This window comes from Mesorhizobium sp. M7A.F.Ca.AU.002.02.1.1 (assembly GCF_003998535.1).
GTDB classification, from domain to species: Bacteria; Pseudomonadota; Alphaproteobacteria; order Rhizobiales; family Rhizobiaceae; genus Mesorhizobium; species Mesorhizobium ciceri.
The window spans coordinates 20,184-38,899 of sequence record NZ_RZPB01000001.1; the positions used below are offsets into that span (position 1 = coordinate 20,184).

The following is an 18,716-nucleotide window of genomic DNA, read 5'->3' on the forward strand; positions in this document are numbered from 1 at the left end:
ACAGCCACTCCTGGGGTGGAGGCCGGCGCTAGAAGCCGCCGTAAGATCCGGAAGAGCCGCGCGACAGCATCACACACTTTCCTTCTGCTCTTGGGTTCGGATCACGCCGCGCCGCTGTCGATGCCGCCGACATTGAGCCCAAGACCTGGAAGGCGGCACACGCTTTTGCTGTCCTCTCAGTCGGGACCGCGGCTCAAGCATGCCTGTGAGGTTCGCATTGCTCAATGCCCGGCAATCGACGTCAACATGCCGCTGAGTTGGAAAACACTCCTAGAGGAGTAAGGATAAGTGGACCTCTTTTGTATTGGTGTGGGTGCTGGACCATCTAATTTGAGCCTTGCGTGTCAGATACAGGAAGAGATTGCGCAAGGGGCACTGTTCCTGGACCGGGAGGTCGATTTCCGAGGACATCCAGGCAGCGCTTTCGATTGCGCGGAGCTCCAGGTCGGCCACTTCCAGGATCTGGTTACTCTGGTCAATCCGCGATCAGCCTACACATTCGTAAACTACCTCCACGAGAACGGGCGTCTTTACAATTTCCTCAATGCGCAATTTCACGGGGTGCTTAGAGCCGAGTTCGCCCAATATCTCAACTGGGCGTTCCAGAAGAATCCGCTTGTCCGTGGCGGCGAGGCCGTTCGCGAAATCCGCTTTGACGGCGAGTTTCGCGTGCGGACGGACAACGCGGTCCTTGATGCAAGAAACCTCGTCATCGACATAGGCAAGCAGGCGCAAATTCCGCCTCAGTTTCATGGCTGGACTGGACCCAACCTGTTCCACTCATCTGAGTTGGCCCACATCAATCCTGAGGTGCAAAAAAAGCATGTCTGCGTTGTTGGCGGCGGACAGTCGGGAGCCGAGCTGCTACTGCACCTTGTCGGCCGGCCGAAAGAACGGCGGCCCGCGGCGATCACATGGGTCTTGACGCGCGAGATGCCTTTCGACGACCACGCGTTCACAAACGGGCTGTTCACGCCATGCTTCTCGGATCGTTTTGCTGCGATGAGCGAGGTGCATCGACAGCTGTTCCTGCGGCGTTTCGCGCTTGCCTCCGAGGGCATTTCAGAAAGCAAGTTGCGCGCGGTCTATCAGGCGCTCTACCACCACGCCTTTCTCGAGCCACACCAATGCGAGATCACATTGCGGCCAAGTTGCAACGTGTCGCGCTGCATCAATGCCGGAGCAGGGCACAGGCTCACGCTGCAACGCGGCTTGGACAACATCGGAGAAGTAACCGCCGATATCGTCATCCTGGCCACCGGGTACGAGAAACCGCTGCCGGGTTTCCTAGAACCGATCGCAGATCGCCTCGAACAGATCGGCAATGAGCTCGCCATCGGCGAGGATTTTTCGGTGTACTGGGACGGACCGCGAGACCGACGCCTTTTCGTTCAGAACGCCTGCCTTGGACAGCGCGGGCTGGCTGATCCGAACTTTGGGCTGCTGGCCTGGCGAGCGCGCCGCATCCTTGACAGCCTTCTGCGGCGCGCGCCATGCGCCAATCCCGAGCATCTAGGGTTCATCAACCGTCCCTTGACGGAGTGCTGGCCCGACCTCGGAGTCGAACAAATGGGCAGCGGGATATGATTCGTCGATATTGATGATCGGCGGTGGCATTCAGGAAAGATTTCCGCCTCTGGCGGCAAAAGCGGGACGAGCAATATTCCTACGGCGTCAGATCGCTCTGCTCGCGCTTGAGCAAGGTAGCGTCGCGCGACTCCTGCTTGGCGTGAAACAGCAAAGGGCATTCAATCACGATGCAGCTTTACGTGCTGTCGGGCTCAACGCCACGTGGATCGAGCCCAACGCCGCCGTTGGCAACCGCGACGCGAATTATGACGCCGGGCCACATGCGGCGGTGGCTGCAAGGGTACCGAGCCTCTCCCGCACTTTCGACCCCATCGCCGAAGTGCGACTACTCCAGGACGCCGAAGCCGGTCTTATCGCCAGCGGGCCAGCCAAACTCTCACCTTCCTAAACGGCAGCCGCTAAGGTGAGCCGTCGAAAGCCGACATTCAGGTTAACGTCAGCTGGCCGTGTTAGGGCTCGCTTATTCAAGGCGGTACCGGCGCTTGCCGAAGCTAAGAAGGGTTGGCATGCCCTTTGCCGTGCTTGATGTGCGGCAACACGGTGAGAGCTCCGCTGAAGCAAGCGAGAGGGAGCAATGCCCTCGAGACCGTGTCCGATTTTGACTGGAAAATATTCCGCGACAAAAGAGACGAAAGGTGTGGAATGACTTTGGACACCAAGATGGAACTGCGTATGGGGTCCCCGGCTCCTGCGCTGAAAGTGGAGAACTGGCTGCGTGGCGAGCCCCTCACGAGCCTTCGGCCCGGCAAGGTCTACCTCGTTGAATTTTGGGCGACTTGGTGCCGACCATGTGTCCACGCCATGCCCCATTTGATCGAACTGCAGGAGAAATATAAAGACAGCGGATTTGAGATTATCGGAGTCGCAGCTTGCGAAAAGGCTGCAACCGCGGACGAAGCGCGGACCAACGTGGATGCCTGGCTGACCGAGAAGTTCCCGAATCTGAATTATCGGACAGCGTTCGATTGCACTGGCGAAATGAAAAAGCTCTGGCTGGAACCCAGCTCTTCGTTCGGGATTCCCACCTCGTTCGTGGTCGACCGCGACGGCCACATCGCTTATATCGGCCACCCGGCACCTCTCGATGACGTTTTGCCGAAAGTCCTTAACGGCAGCTGGCGCAGCAGCTATGAAGCGAAAGCCGTCGATGCAAAGCGAATCTCGCGTGTGCGCGAATCGTCGCTGAGTCAGCCGATATACGCCAAACTTGGGCCGGCGATGCAGGACGAGGATTGGGCAGCGGCACTATTGGCCATCGAAGAAGGCCTCGCCGTGATGCCAGACTCTTTTGATTTTCGGCGGGTTCATGCGGATATTCTGCTTCACAAGCTGCGCGACATCAAAACCGGCTTGCCGCTTATGCGCGAATTGGTCGAGGACGCGATCAACAAAAAGTTCGAAGCGATGTCTTGGGTGGTGATGGCGCTGAACCAACTCTTCCATCCCACGATCGACAACTCCCATCTTCCGCATGATGATCGCTTTGCGATGGGCAAGGAGCTCTCCGAACAGATCCTGGAACTTAATCCTCCGCAAGGCGATGGAGACTTTAAATTCGGGTGTTACTTTCCGGTCGCTCAGTATTATTACGAGAGCGGCAACAAGGACCGGGCGATCGAGTTGATCGAGGTGGCAATCAAATCGCTGGACCATTCGGAGCCAGTGCCGGACCAAACCAAACAGCGCTACCTCACCTCGTTGCTCCAAGCCCTGGCCAACTACACGGGTGAGCCTGCCTGTCACGCGGGTCTCTGTGTGGCTCCGCAAAACAAGACTTCCGAAACTCAAAACGCTGTCACTTCCTGAGCAAGGATCGCGAAGGGCATGACAATTGGAATTGAACACCGGCAAATCCGCCCGCCCAGGCGCACTTCGCAGCAATAACGTCGATGCCGCAAAAGTGCGCGGCTTGCGGCAGGTGGAATTTCCATTGCGTTTACCTCGGGTCGAACCGCGGCGCAGGCGTTCGCGCCGCGGTGAAAGGTCTCGCATTGGTGGACGTGCTCGAGGTCGGCCACGGGACACTGTTGCGTGGGATCGGCTCGCCCAAGCCATTCCCCGCCCACGCAAGCGCCCGAACCACACATCGCAGAAAAAGAGATCGTCCTTCAAGAGGAGTACTGAAATTGGGGAAAAGCGAAATTCCTCATGAACCGGTTGGCCCTGCTGTCCACGGGGACGACGAGGCCCTTGCTTCCCCGTTCGTCAAATGCCTCCTGCGGCTCATTCGTACTCAGGATTCCTTCGGCTTATGGGAAGGCCATTCGGATGCCGAGCTGCTGGCCGAGTTCATCATCACCAAGCAACAGCAACGTGCGGTACCCTTTGGCGGCGATCCCGATCCTGACGCGCTGTGGAGGCTCGACATGTTTTACACCGCCGTAGCGCTTGCGATCGAGGAGCGCTCCGGCGTGTCGACGTCGCCGACAATAGAAATGAAACCCGTGGGGGCTTCCGGCGGTTGGGCGTTCTGTCGAGACGTCCACCGGTTCGGCTTCGAGACTTTCCGCAAACTTGCTGAGGCCGGTACGAAACTGGTCGACGATGCGACTGCAGCCATTGAAGCCTAGCCCGAGATGGAGCGCATCAAGAAACCATTGTTCCAGGAAGGATCTATGTCAGACCTAGATAGGATGAGGAAAAAAGTCTGAAAGCTCCAGTTGCGTGCAGCTATTGCCAAGATGGCATTGCAGGACCTCGTCGAGGGTCTGCCGGGCAAGTGGGCCGACATACAGGAAGTCGCCGAGAAAACCCAAGCCGTTTATGCCGAGTTGGATGTTGCCAAGAGAGAACTCGCTTCAATGAAGAATTTAGGATGATGCGCACATTCACCACCCGTGACGGCTCCATTTGGATGCCGTCGTACCTGACCTCCATCGATAGCAAACCTGCATCGGCTGCTGCCGTTGTTTCAAGGTCTGCTCGCGCGATGTCATGCATCTTCACGGCGTTGATGATGCGGGTGAAATCCTCGCCCCTGCGATGACGAGGACGACGATTTCGACGGCAAGCTCAATCGCATGATCATGGTTGTCGATGATGCCGGCCGCTGCATAGGCTGCGGAGCCTGCGGCCGCGTCTGCCCCAAGAACTGCCAGACGCATGTTGCGGCCGACGAGCTCGCAACATGATCTGGCGAAAACCAGGAGAACGGCGTTGCACTTCATCTTTTTGTCGGCTCGTGGGGCTGGTCCTGTGCAGCAATGCGTCGATGGTTTACTTCGCTTTGGATTCGATCCGTGTGGCAGTCGTCACGACGCTGGCCTGTTCGCTGCTGCTTCAGGCCTGCTATTTCGGCTGCGTGCTCTTTTTCGCGGACGTCGATGATCTGTAGAACTGTTCATTCGCTCCGCAGAGGGCCGGCGAATCCAATCTCTTCCTAAGCCCGTTGGCCGTAATCGAAAGACACGGGGCCGGCGAGTTCGTGCTCAGCTGCCACTGTGCTAGCAAGGGAACGGAATCCAATCCCGGAGCAGATGGCCAGAGTTGAGCGAAGACTGCGGTCGGAGCTCCTGCGCTTCCGGGTCTCCAAGGGGACGACTTTGCGAACCGAAGGGACTTTGAACCGTTGACGTGGCCAGCGTGCGGTAGGTTGGGCCAGCGACAGGGATCCCGGCCGGCCGGGAAGCACCGCCCTCTCAATGTGCGTTGACTTCGCTTCCTTTGGCGAAATGTGGGTAACGGCGAGGGCCGCACTCTTCCCGGGCCGTCGACATTCCCGCCCTTTTGGTGCGTGCGCCGTTAGGCGCGACAATTCGGTGCCCGCGTGTAACTGCGCGCATTCGCCGAAGCTTAGACGTGGTGCATTCCCGCTCGCCCGTTTGGCGGACAGTTCCGGCCGTGCTGGTTTTGCCGCCTAACGCCCGCCGCTCGTCACTGCCACACCCCTCTCCGGCAACGGCTCGGCGCATCGCGCAAGCCGGTTTAGCGATCAGGCCAGGCCCTTCGCGAGTTCCAACGCCTGCCGTTCGAAGAGGCGGCGGTAAATGCCACCATCGAGATTGATCAGGGCGGCATGATCGCCGTCCTCCATGATGCGGCCACGGTCGAAGACGAGCAGCCGATCGAGCGAGCGGACCGTCGACAGCCGGTGTGCGATGACGAGTGTGGTTCGGCCCACCATCAACCGATCCACCGCTTGTTGAATGAGCACCTCGGATTCCGAATCGAGGCTCGATGTGGCCTCGTCCAGAATAAGGATCGGCGCGTTCGCGAGGAAGGCGCGCGCGATCGCCACGCGCTGGCGCTCGCCGCCGGAGAGCTTCAAACCCCTTTCGCCGACCAATGTCCCATAGCCCTTCGGCAGGGGCGCGATGAATTCGTGGGCACTTGCCAGTCGTGCCGCTTGCTCGATCTCGGCCTGGCTCGCGCCAGGCCGGCCATAGGCGATGTTCTCGGCAAGCGACCTGTGAAACAGGATCGGCTCCTGCTGCACGATCGCGATCTGCGAACGAAGGGACTCTTGGGTCACCTCCGAGACGTCCTGACCGTCTATCAGGATCCGGCCGCCGCTCAGGTCGTAGAGTCTCTGGATCAGCTTCACGAATGTTGTCTTGCCGGAACCGGAGGGTCCAACCAACCCAACCCTTTCGCCAGCTTCAATCGACAGCGAACATTCGCTATAGAGCGGCAGGGGATGGTTGGCGTAGCGGAAGTGGACGTTCTCGAAATCGATACGGCCGTTCGTGATCCGGATCGGCTTGGCCTCTGGACGATCGGCAACATCCACCTGCTGATTGTGGATGGCCACCAGTTCTTCCATATCATTAACCGAGTGCTGCACGTTGCGGACATGCATGCCGGCATCACGCAGATAGCCCTGCAGGACGATGAAGGACGTGAGAACATATGCTATCTCGCCCGGCGTTGCCTGTCCATGCGACCACAGAAGCAGGGCATATCCGACCACCGCCACCCTGAGCGCAACCAAAGTTACGCCTTGGGTTGAGCCGATGATCGTTCCGCGCACCCAGCTCCGGCGCGCGCGGTGCCGCCATTTCGTCATGATATTTGCAAGCCGCTCGTCTTCGCGAACCTCTGCGCCGAAGCCCTTGACCACAGCGTTGCAACTGACCGCGTCCGCAAGCGCGCCGCTGAGCCTTGTGTCCCATCGGTTGGCAAGGCTCGCCGCTGGCGCGACATAGCCGAGCGACAGCGAAATCGAAAACGCAAGGTAGACGAGAGAGCCGCAAGCAAAGATCACGCCCATGACCGGCCAGTGCCAGCCGAGCAGCACCGTCGAGCCGATCAAGATGACAAACGACGGGAGCAGCGTGACGAGTATCGTGCTGTTGAGGAGGTCGAGCGCCCACATGCCGCGCGTTATCTTGCGCACTGTCGAGCCGGCGAAGCTGTTTGCATGCCAGTCTGTCGAAAAGCGCTGCACATGATGGAACGCTTCGGTCGCGACGTCGGAAATCATTTTCAACACCAGGTCGCTCAGGCCAATGAAGGCGACGTGGCGCATGGCAATGCCACCGAGTGCCAATGCAATCGGTACAGAGAATGCTGCAACAGCTGAATCCGAAGCTGGTGCTGCCGCATTAGCAGCACGAGAAACAGCGTCGATGAGTCGGCCAGAATAGAGCGGCATCAACACGTCAGCCAGCGTGGAGGCGAGCATCGCGGTCATGATGATCGCGAGCCGGGCCGGCTGCCTGTTCCAGAGGCGAACAGTGAAGGCGAAAACGTCGCGACAAGTGGCGCCGCGCCCATGGACGGGGAAACGTCTCATAGTTTCCAAGCGGGCGCATCAACACGCTCGGTCCCAAAGACGATAAAAGACAAAACTGGAATTTCGACCTCCCCCATAACAGCATCAATTTTGGCGGGCAGCTCTTGCCGCCTCACGACGGTGAGTTCAAAAGTCGTGCCAACTGAGCGGGAACATCCGAAGGACAAATTCAGCAGGTTACCGAGCCTGGAGAAAGTCAGCCGCCATCCAGTCGATACGATTGCTACGGCTGCTCAACTCGGGAGATTGGAAAAGAAGGTCGATGTATCGATTGAATTTTGAGCTTGTTCTTGCCTCGATCAAATAAGTACAGTTGCAATGCAGCTTTCTCAGGCCCGGCACTTAGGTGCTGATTTCAAAAGCGCGCCGCGAATACTTTCCTGCCCATATTCCGTCAATCGAATGCTCGACTGTCGGATTGTGCGCTCCCCGACACAGTGCTGTCGGTTCGCCTCCTGGGTACCTCCCCCGTCGATTGACGACCTGAAGGAGAAGCTTCGCTCGCAAGCTGGCACGACTCTTGAGGGTACTCCAGGTGGCGGAAGGAACTCCGGCTCGAGTCCCGTTGACTTCGGATGTTGCGAGGCTGGGTTGGAGCAAACTGTGCACCAATGAGAACGCAATGAAGGAGACATCATGGAACTCCGGCGGATTGCGGTGGAGTTAGACCTATTCCTCAAGATGACTGATGATGTCGCTCAATCCGAACAGTTGTTCGAACTGTTGTCTGCGTTTGCGCTGAATTTCGATTGCCCGTGGATTGCCTATGGGCCGCTCGCATCAGAGAGGGCTTTCAAGCCGAACCGGGAGGGTTCTGTGGTGATGTGGAATTATCCTGCTGAATGGCAGGAGCGCTACTCGAGAATGGGCTATGCCAAAATAGACCCCCTCATCAAGAAAGGTCGAAAGGAGGCGGGACCCTTTCGATGGAGCGAGGTGTATACTGATGAAAACATAACTGAAGATGGACGCCGCGTCTTGGACGAAGCAGCAACATTCGGCTTGAGGTCAGGCGTTACCGTCCCATTACATGGCCCTGGTGGCAGCTTTAGGTTTGTGAGTTTTGCTCAATCCTCGGACTGCGAATTGCAGAATAGAGCGATCACCTACCTGCAAATGGCCGCGCTGCGGTTTCATCGGATGGTTACGAAGTTCGACACTACGACTGCGTCGGAACGAGCTCATAACCTGTCTCCGAGAGAAATAGAGTGCATTGATTTGGTGTCACAAGGAAAATCATCTTGGGAAATAGGAACTATTTTAGGCAGATCACGAAATACGATAGATTTCCATTTAAAAAATGTAATGCGGAAGTTGGATGCGACCAGCAGAACGGTAGCTGTTGTAAAAGCTTTGAACCTTGGGATTATCCAACCGCCGTAGGTGCGCAGCTAGTTCTCCGCCCGTAGTAGCGCGCGTGATAGCCGAGACGCTCCGGCGTGCGCTCGCTCTTCGAAGCACCCAGCGCCTCGTCCATCTCGGCCTCGAGCACCTCCTGCATCACGGCGCGAATCACCTCGTGCAATCCATCCGGCTTCGAAAGCAAAATGTCGTTGACGCTGCTACGGCGGATTTATCTTCAGGCTTGGTCCTGGTGGCGATGCTGAGTTCGCTTCGCTGAGATTGGGCGGTCATGACAGGGTGGTGTTCAATGTCACCGATTCCTGGAAGAAATTACCATCCGTATTAAGCGACTGACGATGAGTGATGTGTGTCCAAAATCTGACAGCTGTCAGAAAACATTTCGGGTTCAATACAGCGGAGCGTCTTAGCCCTGTCGGGCTTTTCGAAGCCTATCTCGCAGTAACTGCGCGCCAGGCGCACTAGCTCGGCCTTTGCTGGTCGATGTGCGGCAATATAGTGTGAGGGCTGACCCGCATGAGAACACGGAACTCGCTCGATGAAGGATGATCGACGGCATCCAGAAAGCTTCTCTCCGGCGGGTTCGAGGGTGCTGCGCGCGCATCTCGGCGACGGGCCAGCGACCAACGGTTGAGGCTACATCTCCGGAGCGAGTGATGCCTCGAAAGATGCAATGCTGTCTCTGGTCCGACGCGCTGGAAGTTTGTGAAGGGTCGGCCCGGCAAATCGGTGAACCGGGCGGCTTAGGCTGCCAAAAAGGGTAGATGTCTGCGTTGCCTCGGTAGATCAGCAGGCGGTATCAGAAAGCCAAAGGCACACGCACACCATCGTGGCGCTTCGCAGGAAGTAGATGGGAGTAATCACCAGTGATTTTACCGGAACTTCGCTCAGCAAACACAGCCGGCAGGGTTTTGGAGATAACGACGACCACGGGATGCGTCGTAGGATGTTCATATTGTCCCCAGGACAAGTTCGCGGTCCGGCAAAGAAAAGTGTCTCATGCGAGTCATCTGGATCTTGAAGATTTCAAGCGGTGTCTGGCCCGCGTACCGACTTCCGTCGACATTGGTTTTGCGGGATACTCCGAACCTTGGCTCAATCCGGACTGTACCGAAATGGTGGAGCACGCCTTCGCCAAAGGCCATGGCATCAGGATTTTTACGACGCTGGTGGGAATGAACGGGCAGGACCTGCAGCGATTGCAAGCCTTGCGCTTGGGCGTATTCGTGGTCCATGTTTTCGATGACGGCACCTACATGAACAGCCGCCTGGTCGGAGACAAGTATCGCGATCTGGTTCGTCAACTCGTCGACGCGGACATCCCCTTGATCCGATTCGTGGCCTTGGGCGAGCCCCACCCAGATATAGCCGACATTATTCCTACCGAAGCCCTGATAAAAGCGCGGCCGGTGAGCAGTAGGGGTGGAAGCGTCGACCCTAAGATCGTTGCACCACGTCAGCCAGTGGTCGGAGCCCTAACCTGCGTGGACGCACGACAGTATCGGAATGTTCTTCTTCCAAACGGCGACGTTACCCTGTGCTCTATGGATTTTGAACGGCGTCACGTATTGGGCAACCTTCTATATGAGGGTTACTCCGCTCTGTTTGAAAAGCCAGTTTTTCGCGAAATCGTCGACCGCATGAATGGAGCAGATGGTTTTCTGCTTTGCAGGATGTGTGAATTCGCCGACCCAAACGACCGGACCTGAGTGCATGCCGGCCGAGAGGGCGTGCCTGGCAGTGCGGATGGCCCCACGACAGATGCACCTGCCCGCGACGCCATCGTGTTTTCACGTTACGCCAGTATGTTCCTGTAGGCGCGGCAGTGGGCCTCGAGCATTTCGGAGACGAGCTCATCGAAAGGTCTTCGCCTTCCAACCGAGCTTGTCGGCCTGCCTAGCTTGAGGTAACGCCGATCACAGGTCAACCATCGGTCGGATGGAAACAGTGTTAGTCGATCCCGATCAGAGCTTGATTGCTTACTCACGGCTCACCTCGTCAACGCCTTCACCCTCCCGGACGATCTCCTTTTCGACTCGCCTGAAGGCAGCAGCCCAGCTGCGGCCGGGGATGGTTGCCGTCGCGGTAGTGGACGTTCTCGAAACCGATGCGGCCCTTCGCCAGCGCGTCTCCCGGTTGCTTCCGCCTGGCCTACGAACGGGCTTTCCGTCAAGGGGGTCCACGGCGGCCCCGCCCTCTTGATCCGGCGGCTCGGGCCAGTCATCGCGCAAGAGATCGGAATCCGCATTCTTCTCAAAGAGAGCGTGGCTTTCGCTGTGTCATCGGTCATCAAATAGTTTCTTGAATCAGGTTGGTGTCCGCAGCCCGAGGTTGAACGGCGAATATTGATGACCGCCGCGAAGCCGCTCGCTCGCTACGGCGCTATTGAGGAGCGCGCTCGCGAGCGGCTTCGCTACCGCCGAGCGACACAACCTCTGGCGACGCGACCCTGCTGATCTCCTTGGACTCATTCATTTGTCCGGAGCGCTATGGGCAGCGAAGGGTGGGTACGTCAACTACCTGATGCCATAGTAGCGATGCTTTCGCGGAAGCTTTAGAAGCCATCCTGTTGCAGCACATTCGAAAGCATCCGAATGGAGGGCAACGCAACCCAACAATATTTGATGAGGATGCCGGCATCACCAGACCAAACCCAGACCAAACAAAGCTGCCTCCGGCATTCTGCTTCAACGTTAAGCGACGAACATCTGCCGCAAACCACTAGCCATTAAACAGCTCTCTTCTTTGAAAGACTATGTGCAGAGGACTTGATATGGACACCGACGCTTTCACGGCTCATGAATCTAACGTTCGTCGTTATTGCCGGGCGTTCCCCACCGTCTTTACGAAGGCCCTTGGGGCGACGATCTGGGACGAGACGGGTAAGCCCTTTATCGATTTCCTGGTGGGTTCCGGCGCACTCAACTACGGGCACAACAATCCGGATATTATGGCGCCAGCGATTGAATATCTCGTCGGTGAGAACATTCTTCTGTCGCTTGATATGCATACGGCGGCAAAGCGTGACTTCATTGAAGGGTTCGTCGATTGGATCCTGAAACCCAGAGGCCTTTCGTACAAGATTCAGTTTCCCGGGCCGACCGGCACGAACGCCAACGAAGCGGCGCTGGCGCTGGCGCGAAAATACACCGGCCGCTCGAGCGTCATGGCCTTTACGAATGCGTTCCACGGCATGTCGCTCGGCTCTCTAGCGGTGTCGGGCTCGGCCTCAACCAGGGAACTGGGAGGCGTCGCTCGCCACGATGTGATCCGTGTTCCCTATGACGGCTATCCGAGCCAAGCTTTCGATTCCGCCAGTTACATCGACAGCGTTTTGAGCGACCCGGGGAGCGGCATAGAAAAGCCTGCCGCAATCATTCTGGAGACCATCCAGGCCGAAGGCGGCATGAACGCCGCATCCGCAGCTTGGCTCACGGAAATTCAGCGCATTTGCCGTACGCACGGCATTGTTTTTATCGTCGACGATATTCAGGCGGGTGCGGGCCGAACTGGCGATTTCTTCTCATTCGAGTCCGCGAAAATCGAACCGGATATTGTGTGTCTTTCCAAGTCCCTAAGCGGTTCAGGTAGTCCGTTGTCCATCGTTCTGATTCGACCCGACTTGGACATATGGAAGCCCGGAGAACATAGCGGGACCTTCAGAGGCAACAATTTCGCCTTCGTGACGGCAGGAGCCATGTGCAAGATGTGGTCGGATAGGAAATTTACTGCAGGTGTCGAGCGGACAGCCGTCAGGCTGCAAACGCACCTCGATCGCCTGGTTGCGAAATTTCCAAGATACATCGAACAGAAGCGCGGCCGCGGTCTGATGGCCGGCCTGAAATGCCGTTCACCGGCAGTTGTCGGCCGCGTGCACGATGTCGCATTCGAAAATGGCCTTCTTATCGAATCCTCGGGGCCAAATCGCGACGTTATCAAAGTCCTCCCACCGATAACCATCACCGATGCCGAACTCGATCGTGGCATCACCATCCTTGAACACGCACTACAGGAGCAAGACAATGCCTAGTCAGATATCTCAAGTGCCAGCCATCTCGCCGGTTTCGATCAAAGAACGGACCGGGTCGATCAACACGGCGGAGATCATCTCGGTCCTGAAAGGTGAGCTCACCGCTCTGCACATCAAGCAAGCTTTCAGCACCGAAGTAGCCGAGGAGATCACTACGAACTTTATTGGAAGCTCTGGTCTCAGAGAGCGTAAAGATGGTGTGCCCGGACAATATGTCGGCGCATCTCACTACAGGAAGGATGCAGCCACCTATTTCGCAGACGCCGAAAACGCGCGGCCGTACGTCGATGCCCTTTTTAAGAATTTGGTTGACCCGGTTCGAGCAGTATTCAGGGCGTTGAAGCGAGAGCTTCACAACCAGGGAATCGAATTGCGGCTAGCCCGTTCCGAACACGGCCAGGCCAATGTTTGTCGCGGCCTCAGTTGGTCGGGCACAGGCACATTTTCCTTGGATCCCCACGACGACGTCGCTCAAGTCTTACGTGCTGGCGATGATTACGAGCTTTCTGCGGTGGCGCACAATACGGTCGCAGCGCTCAACCTCTATCCCAGCATGCCTGAGGAAGGCGGCAATCTGAAGCTCTGGAGCCACAAGCCGACGGTTGCGGACCGGATATCGCAAGGTGTGGAGACCACTGGATATCCCTATTCGGCAGCCTATCTGGAAGCCGTCCCTTGCCGCGAGTTCGAGCTCAAAACCGGGGATATCGCCCTAATCGATGGCGGCTTCGTTCACGGGGTTACCGGTCAATTAGGCGACGGAAAGCGTCGCCTAGTGCTGAATTGCTTTTTCGGATTTGCGCGGCCTGATCTTGTTCTCTGGTGGACGTGACGTTGGACCTCGCAGCGATCGACTGGCTTGGGCCGTGAGTTGGCGTGGCCAGGCGTGTGACTGCTCATGCTGCCGTCATACAAGCCGAACCTCGAACCGATTGAAATGGCCTTCGCCAGACAGTTTGGGCTGATGCCTTTGCAGGCTACAATTCAGGACTCGCCCTATGAAGAAGCAGTTTACTCCTACAAACGATGTAAGCCTCGCGATCTTTGATCGTCTTGAGTCTGAGGTGCGGAGCTACGTCCGTGCGTTCCCAGTTCTGTTCGATCGAGGCGTCGGCACTGCCCTCATAGCTACAGACGGTCGGGAATACATCGACTTCTTGGGAGGCGCGGGAGCCTTGAATTACGGGCACAACAACCCAGCCTTCACGCGGGCGTTGTTGGACTACATTGCGCGCGACGGAATTGTGCACGGGCTCGACCTTGCTACGACCGCCAAGAAGGCCTTCATCGAAGCTTTTGAGCAGTTTATTTTGAAGCCCCGCGGTCTGTCTTATAAATTGCAATTTACTGGCCCCACAGGTACGAACGCGGTCGAGGCGGCTCTGAAGCTAGCTCGCCAAGTGACCGGCAGGTCAAACATCGTTTCGTTTACGAACTCGTTTCACGGAGTCAGCGCTGGGGCGTTGGCGGCAACCGGAAACACGAAGTTCCGAGATGCTGTCGGCTTTCCCCTCGCGCACGTGACATCGTTGCCGTACGAGGGCTATCTCGGCGCTTCAGACACGATCGAGTATTTCGAGAAGCTTCTCGATGATCCTAGCAGTGGTCTCGGCAAACCCGCTGCGGTGATCCTAGAAGCAGTGCAGGGCGAAGGCGGTGTCAATGCTGCTACCGTTGAATGGCTGCAACGGCTGCGTGATCTGACCTCTCGGCACGAGATCCTGATGATCCTCGATGATATTCAGGCTGGTGTCGGTCGCACAGGGAAATTCTTCAGTTTCGAGGCGGCTGAGATCGTGCCGGACATCGTTACCCTGTCAAAGTCGTTGTCTGCAATTGGAACGCCTATGGCCCTTGTCCTCATGAAGCCTGAACTTGATGTCTGGACGCCGGGTGCGCACACCGGCACGTTCAGGGGCAACAACTATGCTTTCGTCACTGCTCGTGCGGCCCTTGAGACTTACTGGTCCGACTCCAAGTTTGAAGATGAGATTGCTCGCAAATCAGCCATCTTGGCTCAAGAACTCAAGTCGATCGCAGACGACTTCCCCAGCCTTGCTCTGAATGTCCGAGGCCGCGGCTTGATGTATGGACTCGTATCACCAAAGCACCACTCATTGCCGGGGCTCATTTCCCGGGAAGCTTTTCGTCGCGGCTTGGTGATCGAGATCGCTGGCTCGTATGGTGAGGTGCTCAAGTTCATGACAGCCCTTACCATAACCGAGGCTGAACTGCGCCGTGGTCTGTCGATCGTACGCGACAGCATTGGCGCGGTGCAGGACAGCATTTCAGCGGAGTAGGCATTCACTCAGTCCCCCCTACCCAGTCTGGGCTTATCAAGCAAAGGAAATTCCGCTTTAGACGTATGCGATTGTATGGAGACGGACAGCAAAAATGGACACTCGGAGAGCTCAAACAATGGACACCGACCGCTTGACGTGATCGAACGACAGTACGGCATGTGCAAATCAATACACACTTCTTGCTCGTTGCAAGATGAAGGACGACGTCCAGGGCCGGTGAAACCGGTATTCTAATATATTATATAAGTAAGATGGTAATATTGCTGGTTTATCACGAGCGAAGACGAACGGTACACAACACATTAGAAATTAACTTGTATAAGAGGTCCGGTATTTCTTATCCTTTCTGATGAAAAATAGAACGGATTTTGTGCGACGTCGAAGTTTGGCGAGACGAGTGTAAGGCGCGTTCGCGAACCTTACACCGTTACGTTCTGAAGGAGTTGAGATCGTGAGTGATATGACAGCCCGAGACGATGAGATAAGCCTAGCCGAACGCGTAACGCAGCATTTGAAACCGCATTTATGGGCAAAGGCCAACCGGCTCCTTATCCGTAAAGCAATCAGCGAATTTGCACACGAGTTGCTAATTGCTCCTCGACTCCAGCGAATGGAAGGCGACTGGGGGAAGTATGTGCTGGAAAGCGAGACCCCTGGGTTGGAGTATTGGTTCCAGGCTCGGCGCCTCCTGCTAGATCACTGGCAAGTGGACGCCGGCTCTCTGGAGAAAAGGATTGAGGGCAGGCCGGCCCCCCTGGATGCGCTTGATTTTGTTATTGAGTTCAGCCGCCATCTTGGCATAAAGGAAGAGATGATGCCGGTTTACCTGCAGGAGATCAGCAGCACGCTGTATGGCAGCGCGTACAAGCAGGCCAAAACAGAGATATCCGCCGCAGAACTGGCTTTTGCCGATTACCAGATCGTTGAGGCTGGCATGACGGAGGGCCACCCGACCTTTATCGCGAATAACGGTCGCATTGGCTTTGACGCGCTCGACTATAGTCGCTATGCGCCGGAGGTGGGCAGTTCGATAAGACTCATATGGCTGGCCGTCCATAAAGAAATGGCAACGTTTAAGTCCATTTCAACGCTCGACTACGACCTTCTCATGCACGAGGAACTCGGTCGACAGGCGCTGGAACAGTTCGACGCAGCGTTGCGTCAAAAGGGACTAAACTCGACCGATTACATCTATATGCCAGCGCATCCTTGGCAATGGTTCAATCGGCTCTCAACTATCTTCGCGGCGGATATCGCCAACCGGCACATTGTCTGCCTAGGCCAGGGGAAGGACATATATCATGCCCAGCAATCGATCCGCACACTTTTCAATATAAGCGATCCGCATAAACGGTACGTGAAAACGGCGCTGTCGATACTTAACATGGGGTTTATGCGCGGCTTGTCACCGACACACATGCTGGCGACGCCCGCCATCAACGAATGGTTGAAGAATTTGCTCGACAGTGACTCCTATTTAGCCGCCAACGGCTTCAGCATCCTTCGCGAGGTCGCGACGATTGGCTATCGCAATCGTTGTTTCAACACCGCCCTCAAGAAGGACTCCCCTTACAAGCAGATGCTTTCTGCGCTGTGGAGGGAAAGCCCCCTTCGGCAGTTGAAAGAAGGGGAACGTCTGATGACAATGGCGTCGCTGCTTCATGTCGATTACAATGGTGAAGCACTCGTGACAGCCCTCATCAATGCCTCGGGGTTAGACGCCGCCGCTTGGCTACGCCGCTATTTTGAATCTTATCTGGCGCCGCTTCTCCACTGCTTTTATGCTTACGATCTAGCGTTTATGGCACATGGAGAAAATATAATTCTAGTTATGAAAGATCACGCTCCGACGCGAGTTATCATGAAAGACATTGGCGAGGAGCTTCGTATTCTAGGCGGAGATCTCAACGTGCCGGAGGAGATTAAGAGGATCTGCATTCAAGTAAATCGCGACATGAAGCACGACTTCATTTTCACCGACGTTTTCGACTGCTTCTTTCGTTACTTGGCTGTAACACTCGAAGAACATCTTGATTTTCCGTCGACACACTTCTGGCAGCTCGTAAGCGAGTCCATCCTTGGCTACCAGACGAAACATCCGGAATATGACGAAAAATACAGGCAGCATGACCTATTCGCTCCAGAATTTCTGCGACGATGTATGAATCGACTGCAGATACAAAAAAACCAGCAAATGGTGGACTTCGGTGATCCGGGAGAATACCTGCACACCGTCGGCACGCTGAAGAACCCACTGGCGGGCATTCGCAAAGTGACCAGTGCAGGTTAAGCTTGAAGGAGGCGCGTATTTTAAATGAACAATGTAGTTAGCCGGTTTTGGGCCAATACCATACCCCCCCCTTGGGGTAAGCAACCCCTTGCGTAAACGCCGCCGCAGCATGTTGCGCGTATCAGGCGCCCGCTCACCAGCGCGTCGCCTGCTTCCATTCTGAAAGGAGGCGCCTAATTTTTTTATCGCCTTCGGGCCGGCTTTCCAGGTGCCGTCAACACTGACACGGTTAGGCGCCCAAAGCTTGATTTGTGTAGACCTCGCTACCTTAAGCATAAACCTCGTCGAACGCCTTCAATCAAGCACTGCGGCCTTGACGCTCATGCTAGGAGATCATGGCCGCGTTGGAGGTAAGTGCGGCTCTAACTTATGGCTAGAAGGGAGCTTCTCATGTACATTCTAGAAACGCCGCGCCTAATCCTAAGGCCACCGTCGCATAGCGACGAGCTTCTTCTACATGAGCTTCATAGCGATCCATTTGTGGTAAATGCCATGTGGGATGGAGTCTATCCGACCCGAGAGCAATCGAAAGCTAAACTACAACAGTTCATCCATCATTGGCAGAGCAATGGTTTCGGCTTATGGATGGTGTTCGTAAAAGGCGAAGGCCAAGTCGGAAAATTCGCAGGCTACTGTGGATTGATGTACAGTGGCCCGTATCTGCCCGAAGATCCCACTAATGTGGAAACCGTATCGTGCCTCCACCTTGCGTCTTCCGGTAAGGGGATCGCCGCAGAGGCCGGCAGGGCAGCGATCCAGTTTGCTTTCGAGAACCTAACGCTCGAGAAGGTCACTTCATTCATTCGCCCAACGAACACGCGTTCGCTTCGGAAAGCACCGAAAGTAGGCCTTCGCTATGTAAGAGACCGGGTCTACAATAACGTAGTTATGCGATATTTTGAAGTGACAGTCTTGACTGCTGTAAAAATCGAAAAAGTCGTCGTTATCTCTTGTTAGTATCATTGTTTCTCGGAAGACGGTGATGCAAGAAACCGTAGGCGAGCGCTGCTCTCGCCCTACGAACTTGCAATCATTCACACCGACGCACCGGCGTGTCCGGAGATGCATGTGCCCTGGAATTGAGAGCTTGTCGGTTCAGAGATAGTTCAGATGGGTCGCTCGGTCTCGCTTCGGGCATGCCCTCGACCGATTTGGCGATCAAATCGCTCCGTTACAGACGGCATGATGTGGAGCTGCCGCGCCGTAAGTGACCATATCTCAGGCGGTAGGAGGAGCGCTTTGCTGAAGAAGCCCATCACACTTGGTACCTTGATGGGGAGTTGCGTGGTTTTCGATTATATCGTCGTGGGTGGTGGCTCCTCTGGATGCGTGATGGCGAGCAGGCTCTCCGCCTATGGCGCTCGCGTGCTGCTCATTGAAGCTGGCCCTGATACGCCGCCGAATGCC

16 protein-coding genes and 2 pseudogenes are annotated in these 18,716 nt (G+C 56.3%); 16 read left to right on the forward strand and 2 right to left on the reverse strand.

Annotated features, from left to right (window positions below; all coding sequences use genetic code 11):
* Positions 1 to 288 precede the first annotated feature (288 nt).
* The 7 genes and pseudogenes from EN879_RS00100 to EN879_RS00130 all read left to right on the forward strand — a co-directional run bounded on the left by EN879_RS00100 (position 289) and on the right by EN879_RS00130 (position 4,924).
* Entirely contained in the window at positions 289 to 1,587 is a 1,299-nt protein-coding gene (locus EN879_RS00100; RefSeq protein WP_063169368.1) for a SidA/IucD/PvdA family monooxygenase, read from the forward strand.
* Between the two features lie 10 nt (positions 1,588 to 1,597).
* Positions 1,598 to 1,978: a hypothetical protein gene (locus EN879_RS00105; protein WP_126080606.1), complete on the forward strand. Its 381-nt coding sequence runs from the start codon at positions 1,598 to 1,600 to the stop codon at positions 1,976 to 1,978.
* Between the two features lie 272 nt (positions 1,979 to 2,250).
* Positions 2,251 to 3,396, forward strand: coding sequence for a TlpA disulfide reductase family protein (locus tag EN879_RS00110; RefSeq protein WP_063170388.1), 1,146 nt, complete (start codon positions 2,251 to 2,253; stop codon positions 3,394 to 3,396).
* Positions 3,397 to 3,716: 320 nt separating this feature from the next.
* Complete coding sequence (locus tag EN879_RS00115; RefSeq protein ID WP_224571203.1) at positions 3,717 to 4,160, forward strand: DUF269 domain-containing protein; 444 nt, start codon at positions 3,717 to 3,719, stop codon at positions 4,158 to 4,160.
* 90 nt (positions 4,161 to 4,250) lie between these two features.
* A complete protein-coding gene (locus EN879_RS00120; RefSeq protein ID WP_224571204.1) occupies positions 4,251 to 4,409 on the forward strand; it encodes a CCE_0567 family metalloprotein in 159 nt (52 codons plus the stop codon).
* Positions 4,406 to 4,721: pseudogene (gene fdxB, locus EN879_RS00125) on the forward strand (ferredoxin III, nif-specific). Before EN879_RS00120 ends, fdxB begins: the two are co-directional and overlap by 4 nt.
* Complete coding sequence (locus tag EN879_RS00130; RefSeq protein WP_082826584.1) at positions 4,718 to 4,924, forward strand: exopolysaccharide production repressor protein; 207 nt, start codon at positions 4,718 to 4,720, stop codon at positions 4,922 to 4,924. Before fdxB ends, EN879_RS00130 begins: the two are co-directional and overlap by 4 nt.
* Positions 4,925 to 5,521: 597 nt before the next feature.
* Here EN879_RS00130 and EN879_RS00135 read toward each other — a convergent pair.
* Positions 5,522 to 7,324, reverse strand: coding sequence for an ABC transporter ATP-binding protein (locus EN879_RS00135; protein WP_063169366.1), 1,803 nt, complete (start codon positions 7,322 to 7,324; stop codon positions 5,522 to 5,524).
* Between EN879_RS00135 and EN879_RS38775 the strand changes: the two genes are divergently transcribed.
* Positions 7,304 to 7,606, forward strand: coding sequence for a hypothetical protein (locus EN879_RS38775; protein ID WP_127262113.1), 303 nt, complete (start codon positions 7,304 to 7,306; stop codon positions 7,604 to 7,606). The genes EN879_RS00135 and EN879_RS38775 overlap by 21 nt on opposite strands.
* Positions 7,607 to 7,960: 354 nt before the next feature.
* Positions 7,961 to 8,707 carry a LuxR family transcriptional regulator gene (locus tag EN879_RS00140; RefSeq protein WP_063169365.1) on the forward strand — a complete coding sequence of 249 codons (747 nt, stop codon included), beginning with the start codon at positions 7,961 to 7,963 and terminating at the stop codon, positions 8,705 to 8,707.
* Between the two features lie 16 nt (positions 8,708 to 8,723).
* Here EN879_RS00140 and EN879_RS00145 read toward each other — a convergent pair.
* A pseudogene (locus EN879_RS00145) lies at positions 8,724 to 8,959 on the reverse strand (transposase); the annotation flags it as partial.
* A 719-nt stretch (positions 8,960 to 9,678) separates the two neighbouring features.
* Between EN879_RS00145 and EN879_RS00150 the strand changes: the two are divergent.
* The 7 genes from EN879_RS00150 to EN879_RS00180 all read left to right on the forward strand — a co-directional run.
* The gene (locus EN879_RS00150) at positions 9,679 to 10,395 is read left to right on the forward strand and encodes an SPASM domain-containing protein (protein WP_224571099.1); all 717 of its coding nucleotides are present in this window, start codon (positions 9,679 to 9,681) and stop codon (positions 10,393 to 10,395) included.
* A 1,064-nt stretch (positions 10,396 to 11,459) separates the two neighbouring features.
* Complete coding sequence (gene ectB / locus EN879_RS00155) at positions 11,460 to 12,716, forward strand: diaminobutyrate--2-oxoglutarate transaminase (RefSeq protein WP_063169362.1); 1,257 nt, start codon at positions 11,460 to 11,462, stop codon at positions 12,714 to 12,716.
* Complete coding sequence (locus tag EN879_RS00160) at positions 12,709 to 13,548, forward strand: hypothetical protein (RefSeq protein ID WP_063169361.1); 840 nt, start codon at positions 12,709 to 12,711, stop codon at positions 13,546 to 13,548. The genes ectB (EN879_RS00155) and EN879_RS00160 overlap by 8 nt, the downstream gene beginning before the upstream one ends.
* A 166-nt stretch (positions 13,549 to 13,714) precedes the next feature.
* Positions 13,715 to 15,016, forward strand: a complete 1,302-nt coding sequence (gene ectB / locus EN879_RS00165; protein WP_063169360.1) for a diaminobutyrate--2-oxoglutarate transaminase — start codon at positions 13,715 to 13,717, stop codon at positions 15,014 to 15,016.
* Between the two features lie 463 nt (positions 15,017 to 15,479).
* On the forward strand, positions 15,480 to 17,309 hold the full coding sequence (locus tag EN879_RS00170; protein ID WP_063169359.1) for an IucA/IucC family siderophore biosynthesis protein: 1,830 nt from the start codon (positions 15,480 to 15,482) through the stop codon (positions 17,307 to 17,309).
* 390 nt (positions 17,310 to 17,699) lie between these two features.
* Positions 17,700 to 18,266 (forward strand): GNAT family N-acetyltransferase, encoded by a 567-nt coding sequence (locus EN879_RS00175; protein ID WP_158515808.1) that lies wholly within the window; start codon positions 17,700 to 17,702, stop codon positions 18,264 to 18,266.
* Positions 18,267 to 18,581: 315 nt separating this feature from the next.
* A partial coding sequence (locus EN879_RS00180; protein WP_141245433.1) for an NAD(P)-binding protein occupies positions 18,582 to 18,716 on the forward strand: 135 nt, incomplete at its 3' end.

What these genes read in the sequence shown, in the direction of transcription:
- EN879_RS00110 (WP_063170388.1), top strand. Translation starts at nt 2,251, where the DNA reads ATGGAACTGCGTATGGGGTCCCCGGCTCCTGCGCTGAAAGTGGAGAAC.
- EN879_RS00130 (WP_082826584.1), top strand. Translation starts at nt 4,718, where the DNA reads ATGATCTGGCGAAAACCAGGAGAACGGCGTTGCACTTCATCTTTTTGT.
- EN879_RS38775 (WP_127262113.1), top strand. Translation starts at nt 7,304, where the DNA reads ATGGACGGGGAAACGTCTCATAGTTTCCAAGCGGGCGCATCAACACGC.
- EN879_RS00135 (WP_063169366.1), bottom strand. Translation starts at nt 7,324, where the DNA reads ATGAGACGTTTCCCCGTCCATGGGCGCGGCGCCACTTGTCGCGACGTT.
- EN879_RS00140 (WP_063169365.1), top strand. Translation starts at nt 7,961, where the DNA reads ATGGAACTCCGGCGGATTGCGGTGGAGTTAGACCTATTCCTCAAGATG.
- ectB (WP_063169362.1), top strand. Translation starts at nt 11,460, where the DNA reads ATGGACACCGACGCTTTCACGGCTCATGAATCTAACGTTCGTCGTTAT.
- EN879_RS00160 (WP_063169361.1), top strand. Translation starts at nt 12,709, where the DNA reads ATGCCTAGTCAGATATCTCAAGTGCCAGCCATCTCGCCGGTTTCGATC.
- ectB (WP_063169360.1), top strand. Translation starts at nt 13,715, where the DNA reads ATGAAGAAGCAGTTTACTCCTACAAACGATGTAAGCCTCGCGATCTTT.
- EN879_RS00170 (WP_063169359.1), top strand. Translation starts at nt 15,480, where the DNA reads ATGACAGCCCGAGACGATGAGATAAGCCTAGCCGAACGCGTAACGCAG.
- EN879_RS00175 (WP_158515808.1), top strand. Translation starts at nt 17,700, where the DNA reads ATGTACATTCTAGAAACGCCGCGCCTAATCCTAAGGCCACCGTCGCAT.